33 protein-coding genes are annotated in these 21315 nt (G+C 44.8%); 26 read left to right on the forward strand and 7 right to left on the reverse strand.

The features are described 5' to 3' along the window. Positions 1-41 precede the first annotated feature (41 nt). The 6 genes from ACYVGR_RS02105 to ACYVGR_RS02130 all read right to left on the reverse strand — a co-directional run bounded on the left by ACYVGR_RS02105 (position 42) and on the right by ACYVGR_RS02130 (position 6721). On the reverse strand, positions 42-1196 hold the full coding sequence (locus tag ACYVGR_RS02105; protein ID WP_460953558.1) for a glycoside hydrolase family 43 protein: 1155 nt from the start codon (positions 1194-1196) through the stop codon (positions 42-44). 149 nt (positions 1197-1345) lie between these two features. After that, positions 1346-1672, reverse strand: coding sequence for a hypothetical protein (locus tag ACYVGR_RS02110; RefSeq protein WP_460953559.1), 327 nt, complete (start codon positions 1670-1672; stop codon positions 1346-1348). Positions 1673-1737: 65 nt separating this feature from the next. Then, positions 1738-4167: a phenylalanine--tRNA ligase subunit beta gene (gene pheT / locus ACYVGR_RS02115; protein ID WP_460953561.1), complete on the reverse strand. Its 2430-nt coding sequence runs from the start codon at positions 4165-4167 to the stop codon at positions 1738-1740. 484 nt (positions 4168-4651) lie between these two features. After that, complete coding sequence (locus ACYVGR_RS02120) at positions 4652-5005, reverse strand: hypothetical protein (protein WP_460953563.1); 354 nt, start codon at positions 5003-5005, stop codon at positions 4652-4654. A gap of 161 nt (positions 5006-5166) precedes the next feature. Further along, positions 5167-5928, reverse strand: a complete 762-nt coding sequence (map, locus tag ACYVGR_RS02125) for a type I methionyl aminopeptidase (protein ID WP_460953564.1) — start codon at positions 5926-5928, stop codon at positions 5167-5169. Positions 5929-6400: 472 nt separating this feature from the next. Beyond that, the gene (locus ACYVGR_RS02130) at positions 6401-6721 is read right to left on the reverse strand and encodes a hypothetical protein (protein ID WP_460953566.1); all 321 of its coding nucleotides are present in this window, start codon (positions 6719-6721) and stop codon (positions 6401-6403) included. Between the two features lie 133 nt (positions 6722-6854). Here ACYVGR_RS02130 and ACYVGR_RS02135 point away from each other — a divergent pair, with 133 nt between their 5' ends. From ACYVGR_RS02135 to ACYVGR_RS02185, 11 genes are all read left to right on the forward strand, one after another. Next, the gene (locus ACYVGR_RS02135; protein ID WP_460953568.1) at positions 6855-7139 is read left to right on the forward strand and encodes a hypothetical protein; all 285 of its coding nucleotides are present in this window, start codon (positions 6855-6857) and stop codon (positions 7137-7139) included. Further along, complete coding sequence (locus ACYVGR_RS02140) at positions 7136-7414, forward strand: hypothetical protein (RefSeq protein WP_460953569.1); 279 nt, start codon at positions 7136-7138, stop codon at positions 7412-7414. Before ACYVGR_RS02135 ends, ACYVGR_RS02140 begins: the two co-directional genes overlap by 4 nt. Then, complete coding sequence (locus ACYVGR_RS02145) at positions 7411-7704, forward strand: hypothetical protein (RefSeq protein ID WP_460953571.1); 294 nt, start codon at positions 7411-7413, stop codon at positions 7702-7704. The genes ACYVGR_RS02140 and ACYVGR_RS02145 overlap by 4 nt, the downstream gene beginning before the upstream one ends. Then, on the forward strand, positions 7688-7846 hold the full coding sequence (locus ACYVGR_RS02150) for a hypothetical protein (protein ID WP_460953573.1): 159 nt from the start codon (positions 7688-7690) through the stop codon (positions 7844-7846). Before ACYVGR_RS02145 ends, ACYVGR_RS02150 begins: the two co-directional genes overlap by 17 nt. Next, positions 7847-8341, forward strand: a complete 495-nt coding sequence (locus tag ACYVGR_RS02155) for a hypothetical protein (RefSeq protein ID WP_460953575.1) — start codon at positions 7847-7849, stop codon at positions 8339-8341. After that, positions 8334-9467: an AAA family ATPase gene (locus ACYVGR_RS02160; protein WP_460953577.1), complete on the forward strand. Its 1134-nt coding sequence runs from the start codon at positions 8334-8336 to the stop codon at positions 9465-9467. The genes ACYVGR_RS02155 and ACYVGR_RS02160 overlap by 8 nt, the downstream gene beginning before the upstream one ends. Positions 9468-10209: 742 nt before the next feature. Beyond that, positions 10210-10560: a YrhB domain-containing protein gene (locus ACYVGR_RS02165; protein ID WP_460953579.1), complete on the forward strand. Its 351-nt coding sequence runs from the start codon at positions 10210-10212 to the stop codon at positions 10558-10560. A 39-nt stretch (positions 10561-10599) separates the two neighbouring features. Next, positions 10600-10830, forward strand: a complete 231-nt coding sequence (locus ACYVGR_RS02170) for a hypothetical protein (protein ID WP_460953581.1) — start codon at positions 10600-10602, stop codon at positions 10828-10830. A gap of 33 nt (positions 10831-10863) precedes the next feature. Beyond that, positions 10864-11109, forward strand: coding sequence for a hypothetical protein (locus tag ACYVGR_RS02175; RefSeq protein ID WP_460953583.1), 246 nt, complete (start codon positions 10864-10866; stop codon positions 11107-11109). 482 nt (positions 11110-11591) lie between these two features. After that, a complete protein-coding gene (locus tag ACYVGR_RS02180; RefSeq protein ID WP_460953584.1) occupies positions 11592-11834 on the forward strand; it encodes a DUF7683 domain-containing protein in 243 nt (80 codons plus the stop codon). Between the two features lie 27 nt (positions 11835-11861). Then, positions 11862-12305, forward strand: coding sequence for a WapI family immunity protein (locus ACYVGR_RS02185; protein ID WP_460953586.1), 444 nt, complete (start codon positions 11862-11864; stop codon positions 12303-12305). 175 nt (positions 12306-12480) lie between these two features. Here the strand turns inward: ACYVGR_RS02185 and ACYVGR_RS02190 are convergent, their stop codons facing one another. Next, on the reverse strand, positions 12481-12705 hold the full coding sequence (locus tag ACYVGR_RS02190) for a hypothetical protein (RefSeq protein ID WP_460953587.1): 225 nt from the start codon (positions 12703-12705) through the stop codon (positions 12481-12483). Positions 12706-12817: 112 nt separating this feature from the next. Here ACYVGR_RS02190 and ACYVGR_RS02195 point away from each other — a divergent pair, with 112 nt between their 5' ends. The 15 genes from ACYVGR_RS02195 to ACYVGR_RS02265 all read left to right on the forward strand — a co-directional run bounded on the left by ACYVGR_RS02195 (position 12818) and on the right by ACYVGR_RS02265 (position 21252). Further along, positions 12818-13489 carry a hypothetical protein gene (locus tag ACYVGR_RS02195; RefSeq protein WP_460953589.1) on the forward strand — a complete coding sequence of 224 codons (672 nt, stop codon included), beginning with the start codon at positions 12818-12820 and terminating at the stop codon, positions 13487-13489. After that, positions 13486-13965, forward strand: a complete 480-nt coding sequence (locus ACYVGR_RS02200) for an LEA/WHy family protein (protein WP_460953590.1) — start codon at positions 13486-13488, stop codon at positions 13963-13965. Before ACYVGR_RS02195 ends, ACYVGR_RS02200 begins: the two co-directional genes overlap by 4 nt. Before the next feature lie 4 nt (positions 13966-13969). Next, positions 13970-14416 carry a hypothetical protein gene (locus ACYVGR_RS02205; RefSeq protein WP_460953591.1) on the forward strand — a complete coding sequence of 149 codons (447 nt, stop codon included), beginning with the start codon at positions 13970-13972 and terminating at the stop codon, positions 14414-14416. Next, entirely contained in the window at positions 14403-14765 is a 363-nt protein-coding gene (locus ACYVGR_RS02210) for a hypothetical protein (protein WP_460953593.1), read from the forward strand. The genes ACYVGR_RS02205 and ACYVGR_RS02210 overlap by 14 nt, the downstream gene beginning before the upstream one ends. A gap of 37 nt (positions 14766-14802) precedes the next feature. After that, positions 14803-15438 carry a hypothetical protein gene (locus ACYVGR_RS02215; protein ID WP_460953595.1) on the forward strand — a complete coding sequence of 212 codons (636 nt, stop codon included), beginning with the start codon at positions 14803-14805 and terminating at the stop codon, positions 15436-15438. Between the two features lie 103 nt (positions 15439-15541). After that, positions 15542-15673 carry a hypothetical protein gene (locus ACYVGR_RS02220; protein WP_460953597.1) on the forward strand — a complete coding sequence of 44 codons (132 nt, stop codon included), beginning with the start codon at positions 15542-15544 and terminating at the stop codon, positions 15671-15673. 44 nt (positions 15674-15717) lie between these two features. After that, complete coding sequence (locus ACYVGR_RS02225) at positions 15718-16257, forward strand: hypothetical protein (protein WP_460953598.1); 540 nt, start codon at positions 15718-15720, stop codon at positions 16255-16257. A gap of 14 nt (positions 16258-16271) precedes the next feature. Then, a complete protein-coding gene (locus tag ACYVGR_RS02230; RefSeq protein WP_460953599.1) occupies positions 16272-16607 on the forward strand; it encodes a hypothetical protein in 336 nt (111 codons plus the stop codon). Beyond that, complete coding sequence (locus ACYVGR_RS02235) at positions 16607-17314, forward strand: hypothetical protein (RefSeq protein ID WP_460953601.1); 708 nt, start codon at positions 16607-16609, stop codon at positions 17312-17314. The genes ACYVGR_RS02230 and ACYVGR_RS02235 overlap by 1 nt, the downstream gene beginning before the upstream one ends. 8 nt (positions 17315-17322) lie before the next feature. After that, positions 17323-17919 (forward strand): transglycosylase SLT domain-containing protein, encoded by a 597-nt coding sequence (locus ACYVGR_RS02240; RefSeq protein ID WP_460953603.1) that lies wholly within the window; start codon positions 17323-17325, stop codon positions 17917-17919. 2 nt (positions 17920-17921) lie between these two features. After that, entirely contained in the window at positions 17922-18206 is a 285-nt protein-coding gene (locus tag ACYVGR_RS02245; protein ID WP_460953605.1) for a hypothetical protein, read from the forward strand. Positions 18207-18234: 28 nt separating this feature from the next. Continuing rightward, positions 18235-18693 carry a hypothetical protein gene (locus tag ACYVGR_RS02250; RefSeq protein WP_460953606.1) on the forward strand — a complete coding sequence of 153 codons (459 nt, stop codon included), beginning with the start codon at positions 18235-18237 and terminating at the stop codon, positions 18691-18693. Between the two features lie 81 nt (positions 18694-18774). After that, entirely contained in the window at positions 18775-19368 is a 594-nt protein-coding gene (locus tag ACYVGR_RS02255; RefSeq protein ID WP_460953608.1) for a transglycosylase SLT domain-containing protein, read from the forward strand. A gap of 11 nt (positions 19369-19379) precedes the next feature. Next, entirely contained in the window at positions 19380-20012 is a 633-nt protein-coding gene (locus ACYVGR_RS02260; protein WP_460953610.1) for a hypothetical protein, read from the forward strand. Beyond that, a complete protein-coding gene (locus ACYVGR_RS02265) occupies positions 20002-21252 on the forward strand; it encodes a hypothetical protein (RefSeq protein ID WP_460953611.1) in 1251 nt (416 codons plus the stop codon). The genes ACYVGR_RS02260 and ACYVGR_RS02265 overlap by 11 nt, the downstream gene beginning before the upstream one ends. Positions 21253-21315: the final 63 nt, after the last annotated feature.

Here is a 21315-nt window from a genome sequence, read left to right on the forward strand (position 1 = left end):
ATTACAGCCTTCTAAACGATCAGAGGAGCTGCTTTCGTTTATCAATTAGTAGCAACGGTTGTTTTTACGCCTGAAGGGAGTTTTTGCGGGGTTGTGGTTGGGCCGAGAATCGTTATGGTGCCATTTTTGACCTGCATTCGGTCGAGGCAAACAACCCGTTCGTCGCCGGTTTTGGCGGTTCGTGCGTGATAGACGCAAAACATCTCCTTGCCATCTGGCGAATACGCAATGCTATTATGTCCCGTGCCTGTTACAGTGCCGCCCTTATCCGTATTTTTCTGCAAAATTGGGTTGTTAGCCGCTTTTTTGAATGGGCCCAACGGCGAACTGGCAGTGGCATAACCAATGGCGTAATACTGGCCACCAAAATGATTGGCCGAGTACATAATGTAATAGATATTGTCTTTTTTAAACGTTACCGAACCTTCTGTCCAGCGCCGATTTACCTCCCGTGAGGTAACCGACCGACTTTCCCATTCGGCCTGCTTATCACTGAGACTAACGGGAGGGCGCAGTACTAAAACAGGCTCGCCAATAACGCCCGAAAAATCGGGTTTAAGTTCAACGCTGTACACCCAGCTTTCTTCGATCTCGTTGAACCAACCTTTCGCCTTGGCTAAATCAGCAACGTCGCTTTTGACCGGATGCTTGTAACAGCAACGCGAAAAATACAGATAGGTTTTCCCGTTGGTATCGAAAAACACATTGGCGTCAATAATCGGATAGCCGGGATCAAAAACAGGCTTATTAGTCAGGTCAACAAACGGTCCGGTGGGTTTGTCGGCAACGGCCACGCCAATCCGAAAATTTTCCGCTTCCTGCGTCGGGTTCACCTTCCACTGGGCACTGTAAAACAGGTAAAATTTACCTTTCACCTCATATACTTCAGGCGCCCAGTAAGCCCCACCCCAGTTGGCTTTCGGATCGCTCCAGCCGTTGGCATTGTCATGAAAATAGACTTGCCCTTCCGCTTTCCAGTTCACCATATCTTTCGACGAGTAAGCCATGAAGCCCTTATTCGCTCCCCCACCCGTGCCATACATGTAATACATATTTCCTGTATGCAAAATGTAAGGATCGCCGAACTCAACAGGTAATGGATTGGAGAAAGTGGCTTTGGATTCGGCAACCTGTGCGCTGGCAGAACGCAAAATCAGAGCGACCGAAATAAAAAATAAGGACAGTACTTTTTGCATGGTAAGGGGGTATACTTTTCGAACTAAAGGTAAGCAAATTGTTCAGGAGGTTATGGCCTTTCCTGGACTGTCATCTAGTTTAATACAAACGATAAACGTCTGACAGTCAGCTTCGAAAAACTGTCCATCAGACGTTTATAGCTTATTATTTAACTCAATGCACTCAAATGAGCGATACATTCATCCACTTCTTTGATATACGTATCAAGCTGTACTAAAAGAGCGCTATTCGATTCGAGGTTGATTGTATGGGTCGACTTTTTAATGGGGGCAACCGGCGTTTTATCGATGCTGGCTAGTTTCCGTCGCAATTCCAGTACTTGTTTTTGCTCTTCTCTCAGGCTTTCCTGAAGCGCAGCATTTTCCTCCTCCAGCAACAGTATCTGCTGTCGAGATTCATTATATCTAACAAGTAGTTGCTTCAGCTTGTGCTCGAATCGCTCAACCAGAGCCAGAATTTGTTTTTCAGAAACCATAAACAATCAGACGTTCAAAACTGAGTTTAGCTCCCCTTTTTCACCACACATATTTCCCTGATTCTTTATTTTCGAATCACAGCGCCCAGCTCTTTTTCGAAGGCTGCCATCAATCGATTCATGGTCTTTTCAATAGCGGTATCCGTCAGCGTTTGGGCTTCGTCCTGAAGCGTAAAACTTACCGAATAGGCTTTCTTATCCTGACCCAGATTTTGTCCTTCATAGGTATCAAATACATTAACAGCCCGCAGTATTTTCCGCTCGGTTTGTTGGGCCAGTCGGCTGATTTGTTCAAAATTTACCTGCTTGTCCAATACCAGCGACAAATCGCGTCTAACTTCCGGGAAACGAGGCACTTCCTGATAGCGAGCCTTAGTAGACGACAGTTTCAGGAGCGCCTGCCAGTCGAAATCGGCATAAAATACGTCCTGCTTCAGATCAACCAGTTTTGCCAATTTTGGTTGAACCAGCCCTAAGCTGACAATTGGTTTCTTATTAACAAAATACGTTAAGCCATATTGAAAGAGAGTCGTATCGGCAGGCTGCGTCTCAAACGATTTGACCCGGAACAAACTCAACACCCGCTGAACCATTGACGCTAAATCGTGATAAACAAGTTGCTGATTTTTTTCGAGCCAGCTTTCAGCATGTTGCTGTCCAGTCATTGCCAAACTCAACCGCATCCGTTCTTTATAGGCGGATTTGCCATCCTCACCTATAACTTTATGATAGACCTTGCCAAATTCGAACGTCTTAAGATCTTTCTGTCGTCGGTTAATATTGTACACCAACGTTTCCAGAGATGAGAACAGCAAGCTTTGCCGCATCACTGATAGTTCATCGCTGAGCGGATTCAGGAGGGTTACATCAGCACCCGGCAATGTCGACCGAATAGCCTCATTAAACGCGGGTCGGGTAAGCGACAGGGTCAGGATTTCGTAAAACCCGTTAGCCGCCAATAATTGACCAACCCGGCCTTGCCATTGATCCGGGTCAGTTTTGGGAAATTCGGATAGCGAATCAGCGGATAAATTCACCGACAGCGGAACATTGTCCAACCCATAAATCCGTAGTATTTCCTCGATCACATCCGCTTCACGCGTCACATCGACCCGGTAAGGTGGCACAATGGCTACAAAGCCTGTTTCGCTGGTTTGCTCAGCGGTAATATCCAATGCTTCCAGGATACGGTGTATCTCGGCATGGTCAATGGCAATACCGATCAGTCGATCGATGTGCTTGTACAGAACCGGAACCCGGAATGGCTGAATCGGGTCGGGGTAAATGTCGATAAGATCGGAGCTTACGTATCCTCCGGCAACCTCCTGAATCAAGAGTGCGGCCCGTTTTAGCGCATAAACAGGCATGTTCGGATCGGTGCCACGCTCAAAGCGGAAAGACGCATCCGTTTTCAACCCATGATGCTGCGCCGTTTTACGAACGGAAGCCGCCGAAAAGTAAGCTGATTCCAGAAAGATACTTGTTGTTTCGGCAGATACGCCCGAATGCAAACCGCCGAACACACCGGCAATACACATAGGCTTTTCAGCATCGCAAACCATCAGATCGGTTGCGAGTAACTTACGCTCAATGCCATCCAGGGTTACGAACGGAGTGCCCTCCGGCAGCGTTTTCACCACAACCAGATCGCCAGCAATTTTAGCCGCATCGTAGGCATGGAGTGGCTGGCCGAGGTCGTAGCAGACAAAATTGGTAATATCGACAATATTGTTAATCGGCTTAAGGCCAATACTCACCAATCGTTTTTTTAGCCAATCCGGCGATTCTCCCACCTGAAGCCCGCTTAACGTCAGACCACTAAACCGGGGGCATGCAGACTGATCCTCAACGCGAATCGCCACGGCCTTGCTGTTATCTTTAACGGCAAATGAATCCACCGATGGCATGCGCAATGGCCGATTAAGCACCGCTTTCAGATCTCTTGCTGTACCAAAATGAGACGCAGCATCAATCCGGTTCGGGGTTAAACCAATTGCAATTTGATAGTCAGCTTCCAGGTTGAAATAGACAGCGGCAGGTGTTCCATTGGGCAGCGTCGTATCCAGCACCAAAATACCAGCGTGGGAAGTTCCTAACCCCAATTCGTCTTCTGCACAGAGCATTCCCTCCGAGACAGCGCCACGTATTTTCGTTTTTTTCAGCTGAATGGGTTCACCCGAACTAGGATGAAGCGTTGCTCCGACCAGCGCCACCACCACTTTTTGGCCAGCCGCCACATTAGGCGCCCCACAAACAATGGATAATGGCTCAGGTTGCCCCACATCGACGGTTGTCAGGCTTAGCTTATCGGCTTCTGGGTGTTTGGTACAGGTCAATACTTCACCAATTACCACCCCAGCCAATCCGCCAGGAATCATATCAATTTTTTCAATTCCTTCCACTTCCAGACCTGTACCCGTCAACAATTTGCCTACTTCTTCAGGCGATTCGGGTAAGTCAATAAACTCTTTTAACCAACTATATGAAACTTCCATGCCAAAGCAAATACAGATAAATACCTCAAAGGTAGCCAGAAGGCAAATCGTACAAAAACAAAAACTGTAAAACTATGAACACCACGTGATTTAGCTGCCTCAACTTTTACTTTAGATTTAACTTGATCAGTGATATTCAAGAATTAGAACAGATAATTCATTATCAACGAAATACGAGCAATAACCAAGCAGAATCAGATTCCATCATTTACTATTCTGTGCGACCCCGATGGGTCGAATGTTTATAGAAAAGAGCTTTCACTATAAACATTCGACCCCATCGGGGTCGCACAGAATAGTAGGCCAACTTAATTCTGCTTGGTTGCTAGTGTTTATTTTCAAGGTTAAACATGGTCGAGAAGAATGGTTTAAAGACAATGAAGGCTACGATTCCAGAGACTTCTCTCGGCCCCAATAGCTGTTATAGGATTATGAAATTGTTTAAGGAATGGAGACCCTTCTTTTCATTGAAAAAGCTGAGTTCTCATTTCGCAGTGACAGATGTCACAGTGATAATAGGGTATGCAGGCCCCATAGTGGTACAAGCCCGGTCTTCACTTGCTGCTGTTTTACGAATTGTCACTTGAAGACTTGTGCCGGCCCTCGCATAAGTTGAGTCAAGATTAACGGCGTAATACCATTTATAAGGAGACGTTTGACCAATGAGCGCGCCTACTTCGGCGGTTCGAGACCCGAAATCAAGCAGTGGCAGTTTGCAGTCCCCGCCAATACCCTGCGCTACCACATCAAAGGTTGATGTTATTTCATCGTTTTGGGTTTTACAGCCAAAGACTATCAGAGAGAATATTCCTGCAAAAAGTACATGGACTGTTTTCATCTATTGAAGTAGTTTACAGATTCAAAATGGCTTATTCGCTTGAATTTCCTGTTATGTAATCAAGAAAGTGGCTATCTGGTTTTATCGAAACGCTTAATAGCCATGTATTGAAAGAGCAAATCTATTCTATAATGTGTCGATTAGATCGTCGCATCAAGATTCTAGTTCCATAATTGATTCGCAGCGGTCAGGATGATCGGTTTATTATCAGTAACGACAATCGTATGTTCATGCTGCACCGCAAAACTGTCCTTGGCAATTAATGTCCAGCCATCCCCTTTTTCGTGAGCATACGTGGCTTTGGTGGATAAAAACGTCTCGATAGCCACAACTGAATTCTTTCGAAACCGCGTTTTATTGGACCGATCATAATAACATAGAATCTCATGAGGTTCTTCATGCAGGCTCCGGCCTACTCCATGTCCGGCCAGATTCTTAATGACCCGATAACCACTTCGTTTGGCTTCTGTTTCAATTAAGCGCCCAATCTCCGCTATTTGTACACCCCCTCGGATATGGCTAATGGCTTTGGCCAGGATTCGCTTCGAAGCTTCGACAAGAGCGCTTTGCTGATGAATATCTTTCCCTAAAACGAAAGAGCCACCATTGTCTGACCAATAGCCATTCAATTCGGCAGATACATCAATGTTCACTAAATCTCCTTCCTGAAGTATCCGTTTGACAGAAGGAATGCCGTGGCAGACTTCCTCATTTAAACTAATACAAGTCCAACCCGGAAAGCCATAGGTAAGTTTGGGGGCCGATCGGGCACCGTACTGTTCCAGCAATTGTCGCCCATATTGGTCCAGTTCGAATGTCGACATCCCTGGCCGGGCATACTGTTGCATCTGCTTAAGAGTGGAGCCCACAACTTGACTGATCTGCTGCATACCGAGCAAGTCCTCTTCAGATTTCAATGACATAACCTTGTAGTTTTGATTTTATAATTCCCGATAGGCTGCGTACTAAAGCTATCGCTTATTATCATAACCCAGATCGGCAATTTTATATCCCTCTCGGGTTATAATTAATAACCTGAACTAGCCACTCCAACTTTAAGGGAACCGCTTCTTTACCCGCTTTATCGTAACGATTACACGTTAAAGTAGTGATTTCCATTGCTGTCTCGCTCTATCACCTTGACCTTTTATTGGACTTGGACTGGTAAGGATTAACAACTCTGGAATATTACAAAAAAATAACGCCCATACAGACTGTACGGGCGTTTCATGTTGGATTTATGCAAACCTGTGGAGAATATCGGATTCAATTGATATACCCCACACTGTAGCTTATTAAACGCGACACGAGCCCTATGCAGGCCCAAACACCCTCAATTACTGTTTCCGTTCCCTGTGTTAAAAGGTGTAATTGATAAATCTGTTAACTATTTTGTTAAACCAGTTGTGCCGCGTTCGGAAAAAAACGTTCCTGTAAATCAATGTACTTACGCTGCCAATAAATAATCTCAGCCTGTAGCTTTTCTATCTTATTTGCATCACTAGCTACCGCAACACTCGGTTCCCCTTTAAAGAAAGAATCCATATCAATATCTAATATTGACACGTATTTCTTTAGAATTCTCCTTGTAAGTTTCTCCGCTTTAAAATCCCCCTCAATAGTTACACGATGCATTTCCAATGCATCAGCAAGCCTTTGAATATCAAATCCTTGCTCTTTTGCGATTTGCTTTAGTCGTTTTCCCTGATGTTCCATTTTAAAAAAATCTTTGATTATTTCTTTGATTTTGTCTTAGATAGCATCTATACTTGTCACCGTTATAGCGTTACAAATTACCGTTATAACGGCAAAAGGAAAGTTAAATCTATCTAAAAACCATCAATTTGTTATGCCTAAGAAAATAGTCAAATCAAAAGGTTTAATCGGTCGCCTATACGAGTCAGCAGATTATGCTAATAAACTTATGTTCCGGGCCGAATTGCTTAAAGCAGCTTCGGAGGATGGCACCGACTACTCTAAGCGATTCCGGGACCATTACCAGTACTGCGAGAACCCGCGTGAAGTATTGTCGATCTATTTAGACTTAGCCCGTAAGCATTTGGGATACATTGACGGGCAACCTTTTTCTACACCTGCAATGCTCGAAACCCTTTTAATGGAACAAGCCGCATGAAAACGCTACGAGAACAACTTATAGAACGGCTGACCATATCAGACCAGCCCTTTAGCATTGTCGTAAAAGATAAGAATCCTTACTTGGCAAAATGGCCTAAGCAAATTGATTTTGAAGCCTTTGACAGCAGTTGGTTTATACGGAGTAGCGATAAACAAGCCGAATTTTTATACGATAGGCATACAGATACTGACATTCACTTTATCAGTTTTTTAGCTGGCTTCGAGATTAATGTTAGTATTCCTTTTTCACACCTACTTGAAGTAAAACCATGAGACCTAACCTAAAGCAACAATTCATTAACCATCTGGTTTCCAGCGACGAAACGTTCAAGGCAACGTTTAGAAATTCGGCTCACCTGACCCTAAAGCAATCAATTCTATTTGAGCGGGTTTTAGACGTTTGGTCTGCTGATGTAGAACACAAAAACCTACGGTTCAATGTTGGCAAGATCACCAAAACAAGCATCCACCTGTACAGCTACGTAGCTGGTTGCAAAGTCTCTGTAGTGCTTCCCCTTGACTTACTCCTTTACATTCAGCCAATCCATGAGCAACCAGCGTGACCAACTCCGGGAAATGCGTAAGCTGTTAGCCACAGGCAAGCATGACGACCGCAAGAAAGCACAGGACATTTTAGCATCCATCGGGCGACATACCAAACAGGTAAAGAAAGAAGCCGCCAAACAACAAACCTCCCTATTCTGAATGGACGACGTACAAAATGGCTCCTACCTACGGGCTGGCGGCATTTGGACGGAGTTAAACCGGCGCAAGTCGTTTGCCCGGTTTGCAGCCATTAAATCCATGCTATCAGCCCACATAACCCGCACCCTATACGACGAAAGTCGGGCAGCTGTACTCCAACTCATTAGCCGGAAAATCAGCCGGAAAGAGTACCTAATTAAACAACAGGATGAAGCCTTTACCGAACTGCTACACAAACAGATAGCCAGCGTAGAAAGTGAAATTTCTACGCTGTTGGCGTTCGTGAAAGCCTTTGACCGAATGGCCGAATTTATGCAACAGGAAACAGCCGGGTTTGTCGATGAATGGTATAAGGTTCAACGCCAAAATATTCGTTTAAATCTGCTACTAGACGCGGAAACCGAACGTGCCGGAGCTTGGAGCGACACCGCCTTTAAACTCGCTGACGACTACATAAAACGGCAACTCAACCCTTCCCAATTTGCCCATGCATAAACCAGAACTTGACATTAACGCGCTGGTTGAGCGCAACAATAACGTTACTCCTGTAGTGCCGTTAGTCAGCAAGAAGCCTTCAAAATGGAAGTTTGATATTGCTGAACTAGAAAGCAACCGGATAACCCACGAAACTAGCTTTCCTGAACCTATACCCGTCCTGAATATCAACGGTTCTACTTACGCCGTTGAGAATGAATTGTCGATCATAACTGGACTACCTAAAGCTGGTAAATCGGCGGTCATTGCGGCCATGATAGCCGCACCCTTCGTGTCGGGTAAAGACGTTGATACGCTGAGCATTACCGCGCCACCTGCAAAGGGGCGTAACGTTATTTATATCGATACCGAAATGAGTAAAGGGAGTACGCAGAAACTTCATAACCAAGTTTTGCGGATGATCGACACTAAAACCACTCCGAAGAATCTCCGTTTTTGGAACTGGAAAAAGTACCGACCTGATGACCGGGTAGAAGCCATTAAAGCAGCCTTCGAACTAATTCCAGATATACACATCATTTTTATTGATGGTATTGCCGATTTCATGGCATCGGTGAATGATGAAATAAAGGCTAACGAATTGCTTGAAATGTTGGGTGATTACGCCGAAGAAAAGAAATGCACTATCATAACGGTTATCCATGAGAATTTCGGTAATGGGCAAGCTAGGGGGCACATTGGCAGTGGATTAGGTCGTAAGTGCGCGGGTACTATTTCCATTAAGAAAGACCGAGCTAAAGGCATCACGAGCATTGAATGTAAGACGCTTCGTCATGCTCCTGATTTCGAGCCGGTTTTCTGTCAATGGGATATTGATCTAAAGCGGCTGGCGCTCGTTGACGAAACCGTAGCGAAGGCTCTGACAAAGGAATCTAAAAAAACAGAAGAAGAACTTGAAGCCGAAGAAAAAGAGCGATTACGGGGAATCTTTAAACAGGCATTCGGGCCGGATACCAATTTGAATAAGAAGGAATTAAATAGCCGCGTAACGCGCTACTACAACCCAAACAAAGGTATCGTATCAGAGAAGACAGCCGATAGAGCTATTAAAGACGGCATAGACTTAGGATTGCTTACTGCCGATGCACAGAAGAATTACCAGTTAGTTAAAGATTCACCATTCTAAACTATATCTAACCACCATGTCACAGGGTAAAAAATACATAGTTGATTACGCAATAGGTGAGCTTAAGGGGCAACTTGAAGTATGGGCTGAAAACGAGGTTCAAGCAATGAACAAGGCTAAGACCTGGGCGGCCACACACTTCACCAATTACACACGCACCAGAAGTTTCAAGGTAGTAGAAGCTTGACTGGCAGTAAAGCTCTTATGCCGCTTTCAGTCAGTCACGATACAACCCGGCCAACCAGCCGGGTTTTTTATTGCCCAAACTTTCACTATTCTAATTTTTGGACAAAGACAGACGCCCCCTATATATATGGACAGACAGACAAAAATATATATAAGGGTAAAATGTCTGTCTGTCCAAAATGTCCAGACATTTTTAGACATTGTATTTGTCTAAGATTTTCTGAGTAAAGATGCAAAAACTACCTCTAAACAGAATAATATTTCACAAAGTGGTATCAATCAAGTAGCGGTTTCAGAATAATATTTTGGACAGACAGACAAATTTCCCTTATATATAAATATTGTCCGTGTCCATGTCCATTTGTCGTTGTCCAAATATTCTATGAGCGGGATAGTAAGGTTACTCTGGGGCTATCTTCAGGGGCGGGATATATCTTTCTGACAACTTTTTGAGGACTTTCGCAGGACTTTCTGACAACTAGGCCATTTTCGGGCTAGGACTTTCCGAGATTTTTTTTCTTTAGCTTTACAGATAGGAGATTATACAACAGGAACTATGCTTACTTATGAGGATGCCAAGGAAATAGCCTTTGCTTATGTCCAAGCTATGAATAATGACTATACTGCGTACGATCCTGTGTATTTAGCCTATTTGCGGAAAAACAATCCTACTTATAATCAGGAACAAATAACATTAGTCCTAACTAAGAGTCGGGAAGAATCTTTTGGCTGGATATTCTTCTATGATTCAAAGGAGTTTCTCGAAACTGGCGATTTTAGCAAGGCTGTTGTGGGCAATGCTCCTGTTATTATTGATAGAGCAACAGGCGAGCTAACCGAAACAGGTACAGCCCACTCAATTGAGTATTATATTGAGCAGTACAAAACGAAAGTTAGATTACACTAACTTATTGCCAACTATGCAACAGATTTGACGCTCTATTAGATGGGAGAAAATATTTATGTTCAGTTACTGGAAGAAGGTACTCAAGTTTATAAATCCGTTCCAGCTCAACTAATTGGGGGCGGAGTCTATCAACTTCAAGGTCATGAACTATATGATCCTGAGGATGAAGTATGGGAATTCACACCAGGTACTTTGGTTAAGGCAGAACTGAAAGACCTTTCAGAAGGGCCTGTTTTGGTAGCCGTTGAAAAATTGTCAGCCAAAGGTTAACTAATATAGTGCCATTTACATAAAACTTTAAATATGGATAGTATAGCTACTTTTTTGAATGCCTTTGAGTCGGAAAAAGACATTGAAGCAGGCCTTCTGTCGCTTAAAAATAAAGGCTTTAGCCAAGTGGATTCAATAAAAGTACTGATGCGAGTATTGAATGTTTCACTTTCGGAGGCTGATAAAATAGTATTAAACTCAACTACTTGGAAAGATTGCAAAAGTGATATAATCTTTCTACGTGAAACGATCTATGAGACTTGGAAAGATTTGCAATAAGATGACCTGCATTTTTGAATACATACAAATATTGGGACGATGTTGAATTCCAAGAAAATAGAACTTTTCCGACGTTATAAGGGAAATTTGGATAATTGGAGTCGTGGCCCTTCGAAAAGAGAAAGAGCAGTATTAAGTGATTCAGAATGGTATTTGATATCCAATATTGCACAAGATCTATTCATCATTGAAGGAGGCCTCTGTTCTGAGCAATACAAAAATACATTTGAAGAAAAGTTGAAACGAGAAGGAGTTGACCAGGAAATGAGAAGTCAGTTAGTTGAAATTATGAGATCAGGAAAGTTTTAGTGTACTATATCTAGTTATAAATCCACTTTAGAGAAAATACAAAATACAAACGCAGGTCAAACGAGCCTGCGTTTGTATTTTACCAAAATCTCGATAGCCCGGCCTTTGGGCTGGTAAACTAGAAACTTTTGGCCCATTCCAGACTTTTGCAACAGCCACGCAAATTAAACAACATGAAAATTCAGCGTTTGATAAGTTGGTACGACAAGGGTAATGACGAATTGATAGGCGAAATAAACGTGGATCAAATACCGATTACGTACCTAAGAAAACTCTTCAATCCACCTGGCAAAGATCCACTCCTGTATAACCCTTATACGATTCGTCAATATCAAGCGAATCGCCTAGTAGAATGGGTAACGATTGACTTTAAGCTAGATAAATACAGCTACCATCTTGAGTGTTTTCAAGCATAGACTAACATATTTGCACTTATATAACAAATGAATTTTTTAATTAAGGGGCCAAACGGATTTGTTGAAATAGAGATTAAGGAAGTGTTTAACTATCCAGCTCATACCTGTATGTGGGGGGGGTATGAAACAACTAGTAAGCTTACTTTTAGAGGTAGCAGATTTTTAATGGAAAAGGAATTGTACCTTTCTACAGGTGAGATTTATAATTTTTATAATGAATTATATACGGCTCACTCTCTCTTAAAAGGTGAAGCGGAACTCTTTCATGAAAGCATCCCGTTGCTTACAGTTAGCTACGATGGAACAGGTAATGTAATTGTAAAAGGAGAGCTATCAGACCATGACAAAGACGGTAATTTCTTAAGATTCAAACTAGAAACAGATCAAAGTTATATAGTAGAAACTTTAATCAATATTAGACAGATCGTTAACGAATATGGTGATAACACTGGAAAAAAAACGAAAATATAAAGGTTTAATAGATATGATTTTTTGTAGATAAAGACTAATTGAAATTAATTACACTTCTCTGTTAAATCCCTTTACATATTCGTAGTTATATGCCTACTCCGGTAAAAATACAAAATACAAACGCAGGCTTATTCGGCCTGCGTTTGTATTTTACCAAAATCCAGATAGCGCGGTTCTACTGATTCAACACCTTTAAGCTTATTGGTTGCCCGATGTGTTCTATAATTCGCTGGGCTACTCTAGGCGGGAATATCTGTTTGCCTTTCGCTTTCCATCCGATCTCTACTTTAATATCCTCAATCCACGATTCGAAAACCTCGATTGTAACACCATCATACATGGTCAAAAAATCCTGTTTGCAAAATTTGGCTTGGGTCTTAACTCCGGTTTTCTCGCTCATACTCGGCTTAACTTAGGTTTTCGGGCGAATTATCCTGCTAACTTACTTATACCTAAATCAATAGTCAAATCAATACTAATCTTGTGTCGTTCAAACGAAGCAAGGTAGGTTAATGGCAGATGTTAATACGGTTTATGCTGGTGTACTAGAATACTTCGACCCGAAGGCGGATAGTGGCATACCAAACCCCGATACTTGGAATTGGTTTGGCATGGGCGGTAGTAACTTCTGGTTAGATGAAACACCAATGTGGCCCGAATTGGATGCCATCAACAAAGCGTCTAGCTCAACCATCGAAGCCGTTAAAGTAGCTTACACGGGTACAGCCCAAGCCGAACGAAACCAATGGCTAACCGACCGGATAACAGCCATAAACAACCGGGTTTCATTCATTCAGGGACGTGTTAATCAACTGCTCAACAGCTTAAAGAATGCAGGAGACCCAACCTATGATTTTCTGCTAAAGTCATTTACAGCGGCTGTTTCTACTGTTCCAGTTGTTGGGCAAGTGGTTAACTACTTCACAGGAAAGTCTGCAACCGCGCAAGCCGTTCAACAGCTTCAAATACAACAGCTTGTAAAAAACTACACGGCGGATTTAACCCAACTTGGCGAAATCCGCGCAACGCTGGTTAAAGAACTGCAAGCGGCTCCATCAGGGAATAAAGACCTAACTGACCCCGGCAACGCACCCACCCCTACCCTGTATTACTGGCTGGCTGGCTTGGCAGTCTTGTTCCTGCTGTTCGTGTATCTCAAAAAACGCAAACGTCGTAAGCGATGAATAAAAAAGGCTTCATACTCATTGCGGCTATTGCCTTAATAGTCCTCTGGATTCTCTACAAGGTCAATACAGCCCAACGGCTAAACTTTGCCCTCGGAGTTCCGAAACAGATTTCGTTACAAAGTGGGGCACTAACGTTCATTATTCCGGTCAACGTGACCAACAATAGTAGCGGCTCAATACGGGTTAAATCGGCTGATTTTGATGTCATCACGTCGGGCAAATCAATTGGTTTAGCACTCATTAAAGATGCCCTAACCATTGCGCCCAAAGCCACTACGGTCATGCCGGTTTACGTGACCATCGGGGCGTTAGATGCGATTTCGGCGGCTAGTACATTTTGGGCATCGCTCCAAGCGGGCAAAATAAATCTAACGCTCGATGGGGTGGTGTACGCTGAACTGTTCCAATTCCCTGTAAAGCAGTCGTTTGACTTACAGAGCGATCTACTGAAAAACTTCACCAAAATTTTCTAAGCCAATGAATGACGAAATCGACTTATCGGGCATTTCGGATGCCGATATACGGGCTTACCTGCTTGATATGGGTATTGACCCGGATAAGCCGTTAACCGATTCGGATAAGGCCGTATTGACCCAAAGCCAGACGACCGCTAAACAATCGGGAAACAGTAAGTTAATCAACACGGTTAACACGATTTTAGGCTTTGTGAATACTGAAATCGGTGTACTGTCTAAGGCCGGAATAATCGGGAAACAGCAGTTGGCAAATACTTACCCTACCCTTGCCAGTATCGACAACAGCACCGATACAACAGACAGTAACAACGCGCCAACGTCTAGCGGCAAGCTGTTCAATATCGACTTCACGAGTCCAACAACGCTAATCATTGCGTTTGTGGCTATCGTTCTCCTTTTCTACTTCCTCTTTTTTAACTCCAAAAAATCTAAAAATGGCAAACGTTAGAATAGCCCAAATTGGACAAGTACGGGCCAAATGCCCTATCTACGAGTTCGTCTTAGCCGGGCGCAAGTTTGTTGGTATCGCAAATCTGGACGCTGAGTTAGAGTTCGCGGCTCCCTCCGTAGTTCGTAGTCTCGGCATCTCGTCCGTATACACCGATACGTTAGACAAAAAGCTATCGGCTGATATGGTTGTAGCGTTAGGGTTTAGTGCCAACAAAACCATTTACGATAGCAGATTCCCAACCGCAGTAACGAATCTGGGAACCGGGCTTGCCTTTGTCCCTGACTTTATACCTTATTCAGGATGGGCCGGTTTGAATCCAGCGGCTTCCGTAACCCGCTCCTATTAGTTTTCTCTTTCCTCTTTTTTAAACCAGTTCACAAAAAATGGCAGATGTAAAAATTAGTCAGATGGGCCAACAGGCCGCTGGACTACCCTTCTATGAGGCCGTACTAAGTACAACCTCAAAAAAGTATGTAATTGGTTGCGATGGTAACGGGGTAATGGTGGTTAAAACCCGCGCTTGGCTCAATAACCTTGGCTACTCAACAACGCTTCAAAATACATTTGAAGACGGTGCGGACGCAGACATCCGTTCGGCACTGAACCTGAATGCAAGCAACGCAACCAATCTCGACAGCCGGTTTCCGGTTGCTACTTTGCCTGCTGGCTTCCAAGTTGTTACGGGCTATGACCGTACAACGGGATGGGCTTCTACCTATCCAAAAGACACCATCACAACAACATGGGGGGCCGTTGGTACAGGCGGTTCAGGTGGAACAGGCAACGGCGGATCAGGTACAGGTGGCACAGGTTCAAGTGGTTCAGGCTCAGGCGGCACAGGCTCAGGCGGTAACGACGACAAAATCACCTACCAAGCCGCAACGATTGGCGAACAGATCACTACGTTCCTGTCTAACTATTGGTGGGTAGTCGTAATTCTTGCGCTGTTACTGCTCTGGAATCCTGTCATTGCACCCGCGCTGGGCATGGGTAAAAAGCGGAAACGCTCGTATCGGTAGAACCAACAAGGGCAACGTCAATAAGGCCCAATAACCGGGCTGGGCAACGTCAATAAGACCCGGCTAATTTTAACCTCATTCATTTTTAACCTCCTGTAAAACAATGGCTAAGGCTCCAAAAAAACCAAAACGTTCGGCTCCTGTATCCTCTTGGGAAAAATATGATGTAAAAAAGGCCGAGTTCGACAAAGGCAAAAAGAAAAAGGATGCGCTGATTAAGAAGCACTCCAAGTAATCAATTAGCCCGGCTCTAACGGGCCGGGCTAAACCTCTAAGCCGATGGACACAACACAGGACGCAATCAACTACTTACGCCATTACAAAACCCCGTATTGGCGCATTATGAACGGTTCGGCTAAGGTGGGCGAATATTCAGCTAACGATAACCTAGAACAGTCGGTACAGGACTTTCAAACAGCTTTAACGTTCCTTCCGGCTGGGGCTTACAAGCTCAAGGCCGCAGACAAGCCCGATAAGTACAACGGCGCATTTGAAACCACCTTCACTAAAGGCCAATCTAGCCCGGCTATGCAACAAAATTCGTATCAGATACCATCGACCAACGCCTACGGTATTCCTGACCATGTGAAGCGGGAAATTGAAGCCAATGCCTATAAAGAGTTCATGCTTCAACAACTCTCTAAGGATGTGAAAGAACTCTTTGACAAGGTTGCCAAAATTGAATCCTATCTAAAAGAAGATGCCGATGGCGACGGCACCCCGGACATTTTCCAGACGGCCAAAAATGCCGCTGAAACCGTTCAGAAGGTTGGCGAAATCAAGAAAGTATTTAGCGGATCGTCAGTATTTGGCGACTAATCAATTAATCGAAAATGGAACACACTACCAAGCAAATCGAACTTACCCCGGATTACACCCTAGCTCAATTAAAGCGTTTGTTCCGGGCATTAGAGAAATCATTCCTTAACCCTGACGTTCAGGGTGAAGGCTCCATAAAAGCATTAGAAGTAATTGAAAATCTGGCCGATATGATTGAGGACGACCCGGCTATGATTAGAACCGTCCTGACCGAACAGAACCTACGTGCCCTAAAATCCTTGCAGGAAAAACAGGCCAAAGGGGGTGTAGGTATTCTGGACTTTTTCAATGCGTTTCCTGACATCGGCAACGCGGTCAAATCCTCGTTTAATCCTTTCGCTAAGAAGTGATGCAAGAGCAATCGTTTAAATCGCAAATCGACGTTAACAAAGTCTTATTCTGGGTATTACTGCTTTATCTGGTTTGGCAGCTAAAACGCGGTTGGGACAAGAGTAAAGCACAAGTCTATTCCGAGAATGCCGGGTCTGACCTTTCTATCCAACAGGCCATCCAGCTACGGCAGGCCATGAATCCGAGCGGTACAGGCTTATTTATGGCTGGCGATGGTACAGACGAAGAAGCCCTATTTGCAACAGCCCGTGCCATCACAAACTATCAGGCTGTTTCTCAGGCTTACCGGGCGTTGTATAGTGCCGATTTGACCAGCGATTTAACGAATGAACTGAGTCAGGAAGAACTTACGCAGTTCTGGGCAATCACCAATGGGAATAAAACCGCCACCACAACGGGCGGTACTACTACCGGCACAACGACTAAACCCGCAACAACGACCACCACGACTAAAACCGTAACAGCGACCACTACCGCAAACATTCGGATAGATAAGGCTCCCTATGGCGTAGAATCGGATTGGTTGGGCAATAACGTACAGTCTAAAGCGGGGCAAGTCTTAGGCAAATACGTCTCCGAAAAGGTTATACCCGATGTGCCGAATAAAGGCAATCGAAACATTTTTGTTCGCTATTCTGAGACATCATTAGCGGGCTATATAACCTCGTATCACTGGATTGTTAAGAGTGCTGTATCAATTAAATAACTGTTTTTATGGCACTTGCATACGAAACTAAAGTACCGGCCTCGTACCGGATGGCCTTTATCGAAAAAGTAAAAGCGGTCTGCTCACGGTTAGGAATTAACCCGGATTGGTTAATGATCGTGATGGACTTTGAGAGTGCCGGAACGTTTAGCCCTTCCGTCACGAACAAAGGTTCCGGGGCCGTTGGTCTGATTCAGTTTACCGAAAGCGGAATAGTTGGTTTAGGCGTTACGCTGGCGCAACTGAAGGCCATGACTGCGATTCAGCAACTTGATTATGTAGAGAAATATCTAACGCCCTACAAATCAAAGTTTGCGACGGTGTACGATGTTTATCTGGCTGTATTTGCCCCGGCCTATTTGGGTAAACCTGATGAACAGGTCGTCTACACAAAAACAGCATCGACTGATATTGGTAAACGTCGGTACGAGCTAAACAAAGCCTTAGACACGAACGGAGACGGGAATATTACCATTTGGGAAATCAAGCAGGTAATCAGAAACCGGGTTCCTATTACGGTCGATTCGGGCGCAAGTCCCGAAAATAAAGCCTTGCCAATTCTGGCATTAGTAGTTCTCACTTTCCTCTTTTTAAACCGACCATAACAATGGCAAAAACGTTCACAGTAATTAATTCAGCCGGGGTGATTACGGCAAAAGTTGGCGACAAAACCACTGTTGTAAATGCATCTGCTAGCAATGCATTTCTAACCGACGACGCAATCGACACGGCTTTGGCGTCATTGCCCTACGAAGCAAAACAAGCCGTGTTAAACTCGCTTTACAGCCTTGCACCGGGAGCCAGTAAAGCCTTATCGGCTGGTTCATACAATCTATCGTTTGCAATGGGTTTTGGATCGTCGGCGGTGTTGGTGGTTGAAAACAACTCTTAGTATTAGCTCTTAAAACTTCTCTACAGCAATGACAAAAGGATTTGTAAAACGCTCTAGTTTTCAGTTCGTTTCGTTGACCGACGCAACGGTAAAAACAATTTTGGTTGAAGGTGATGAAGCCTATGTAACCCTAATGAATACAAACGGGAATCAAGCTCTTCTAAGACGGCAATCAGGCCGCGACTTTGCCAAAGCCGCAGCCGCGAACGGTGGCCTAGCAGGCGGGTCAACTTACCTAAACGAATGGGAAATCCTCGACTATCTGAATGGTAAAGTACCCCTCGATGTGCCCAACGGGTTCAGTAATTATTTGTCGAATGCGCCTATAACCATGCCCGCCAGCAATGCGACCACAGTAGAACGAATCAGGAGTTTTAATGTGGGCATTAAAGAGAACATCGATATAAAGGCCAATAACGCCACGTATCCACTTAATATCTGCATCGAAACCGTCCACTACGTTCCCGTAGACCAAATAGCGGCCTAATCGCTAAGGCAAACTGTTAGACCTTAACAGGCCGGGGCAACCGTCCCGGCCTGTTCTCTTTTCACATCCTCCCTCCTCTTTATGAAGCGTTTTATACTTGCGCTGCTTCTGGCAGTGCCTACCCTTCTCTTTGCCCATCCACCCACAAAAGCCGCTCCGATGGGCTTGCTTTACGAAAGCAAAGTACCCGCTCCCTACCGGGCCGCATTCGTCGCACAGGTAAACGAAATGGCCGGGCGCTTAAAAGTAAAGCCCGATTGGTTAATGGTGGTTATGTGCTTCGAAAGTGCCGGAACGTTTCGACCTGACATCAAAAACCCGTACTCTGGGGCCGTCGGATTTATCCAGTTTACCCCCTACGGTATCAGACGTTTAGACACCTCCGTTCGCAAGTTGGGCCGGATGGGAGCGGTAGAACAATTGATTTGGGTCGAACGCTATTTCGCTCCGTATGCTGGGCAAATGCACAACGTCTATGATGTCTATATCGTCGTATTTGCCCCGGCCTATCTGGGTAAGCCAGAACACCAAGTTTTATACCGCGCTGACGGAGCAACGGCATTAGACCGTAGACGCTACCGCTATAATCGCCAGTTAGATTCTAACCGTGACGGAGTAATCACCATTGCCGATGTCCGCCAACAGATACGCCGGTTAGTTCCTGCCAATATCTAAAAACCTACACTATGAGAACCTACGAAATCGAAGATAAAGAAAGCGAGCTAAAGGCTGAATTAGCCCGGCTCGCCGTAGAAAAAACACAACAGGCCGAACGGGAACGAGAAGAACGTTTAGACCAAATTGCCGGGTATGATGAGCAAGCCAACATCTACCGCCAACAAGCCGTAAAAGCCCTAACCGACGAAGATAAACAACGCCTTTACCGCTATGCCGATGATGCTGAATCACAGGCTAATGAGTTGCGTAAAGAGTTGGGCTTAGTCACTACCGAACAGATTCAGGACGATGAAGCCGATAAGCAAAAGAAAGTCCGTAACCGGATTACTGACCTACTCCGTAAGGCTCTGTTCTTGTACCTAATTTACTTAGGCGGGGACTACTTTAGTGCCGTAGTGGAACAAGGTTTTTTGTCCTTTGCGCTCAAGTCCGTTGCGTCTATCTTATATGCCGTTTCGGTAACGTTGGGCGGTTCATGGTTAGCCTACTCCGTTTTATCGCCCTTTCTATCCGAGTACATCTTAAACGGCTTACGCACCGACTTTAAGCAGGCCGCGCCGGTTGTTCGGCTGGGGGTGCTGTTAGGGCTATTCTTTTCCCTTCTGTTTGTACTCGCTACCCTCGCAGCACATGGCAACTAACCTAACGTTATCGGCTCCTTATCTGAATTGCGTCTACCAACGTTCAGATAACAAAGCCCTCATTCCGGTTATTGGCAATGCACCGGGGGCAAACGAAGTTACAGCAACGTTCGAGGTAAAGCAGGTTGGAGAAGTTCAGACGTTAGCCTATGCCCTTCCCATTGTCACAACGATTCCGGTAAATGCAGACGGTTCATTTGCTGAAAGCATCAGTATTCCGGGCGGCTGGTATAAACTAACCGTCGTATCTGGGAACGATCAAGTAATTATTGATGGGGTTGGCGTTGGTGAAGTCTTTATAGCTTTTGGTCATTCGTTTATTCAAGGGGGGCACGATCACGACCACCAACTACCCGCCAATGATGAACGAGTGATTACACTCCTAGACGACTTATCCACCCGCAACTATGCGTTTGGTAAGTTGACCAGCAAAGTAGGGCCATTCCACGGAGCGCCCGATAGTTGGGGGCAATTGGGGGATTTATTGGTAGATAGGCTCAATGTGCCCGTCTTGATCTATGGTTGTGGGTACGGCGGTTCTAATCTTAAAATGAACCTCGACGTAATTAACGGGGTATCGCCACGAACCAGTTTCCCACCGGGCGTTAGCGACCCTTCGAGCCGTCAACCGTTTGAACCGCTTGAAGACGTTCTGACCAACTACGTACCCAAAACAGGTGTCCGTGCAATCTTGGTAGAGCATGGTTATAACGACCGGGGAACCAGCCGCGAAACTTTCACGCAAGAGCTAAAACAGTTCTTTGGGTATGTCCGGCAACATTGGCAAATGGAAAGTTTGCCGGTTGTAATCGTGCAGGAGCAATTAACCGCTGTTCCAGGCTCTTTGTATGACATTCCAACGGCGCAAGGGATTCAGGACTTTATAGCCACCTATCCGGCTGTATGGAAAGGCCCGGATTTTAACACAGCCGATTGGAACGCCCTGTTTGCCAGTCACGACCATTTGTTCGGGGTAATGATCGACAAGTATGCTCAAGAATGGGCCAATAGTCTTTCAAATGGTTTCTTCTCCCTATCAACGCCTTACCCGGCTACCGATGTTCCGGTCTATGCCGCTGATGTAGTTTCTAACGCGCCAACAGGTTTACAGGCTTTAGACTGGTTCCTGCTTTTGCTCACTGGCATTGTGTTAGTGCTATTCTATATCAAACGAAATAAGCAGGTTGGTATCAGCTTCTTATTGCTTGCTCTTTTGTGTTTGTCCAGACTTCTAAAGTAGATGTTCCATGACCAGATAACAGCCGGGGCATTGTTCCGGCTGTTTCTTAACCCTTCTAACGGC

Source organism: Spirosoma litoris (genome assembly GCF_054776755.1).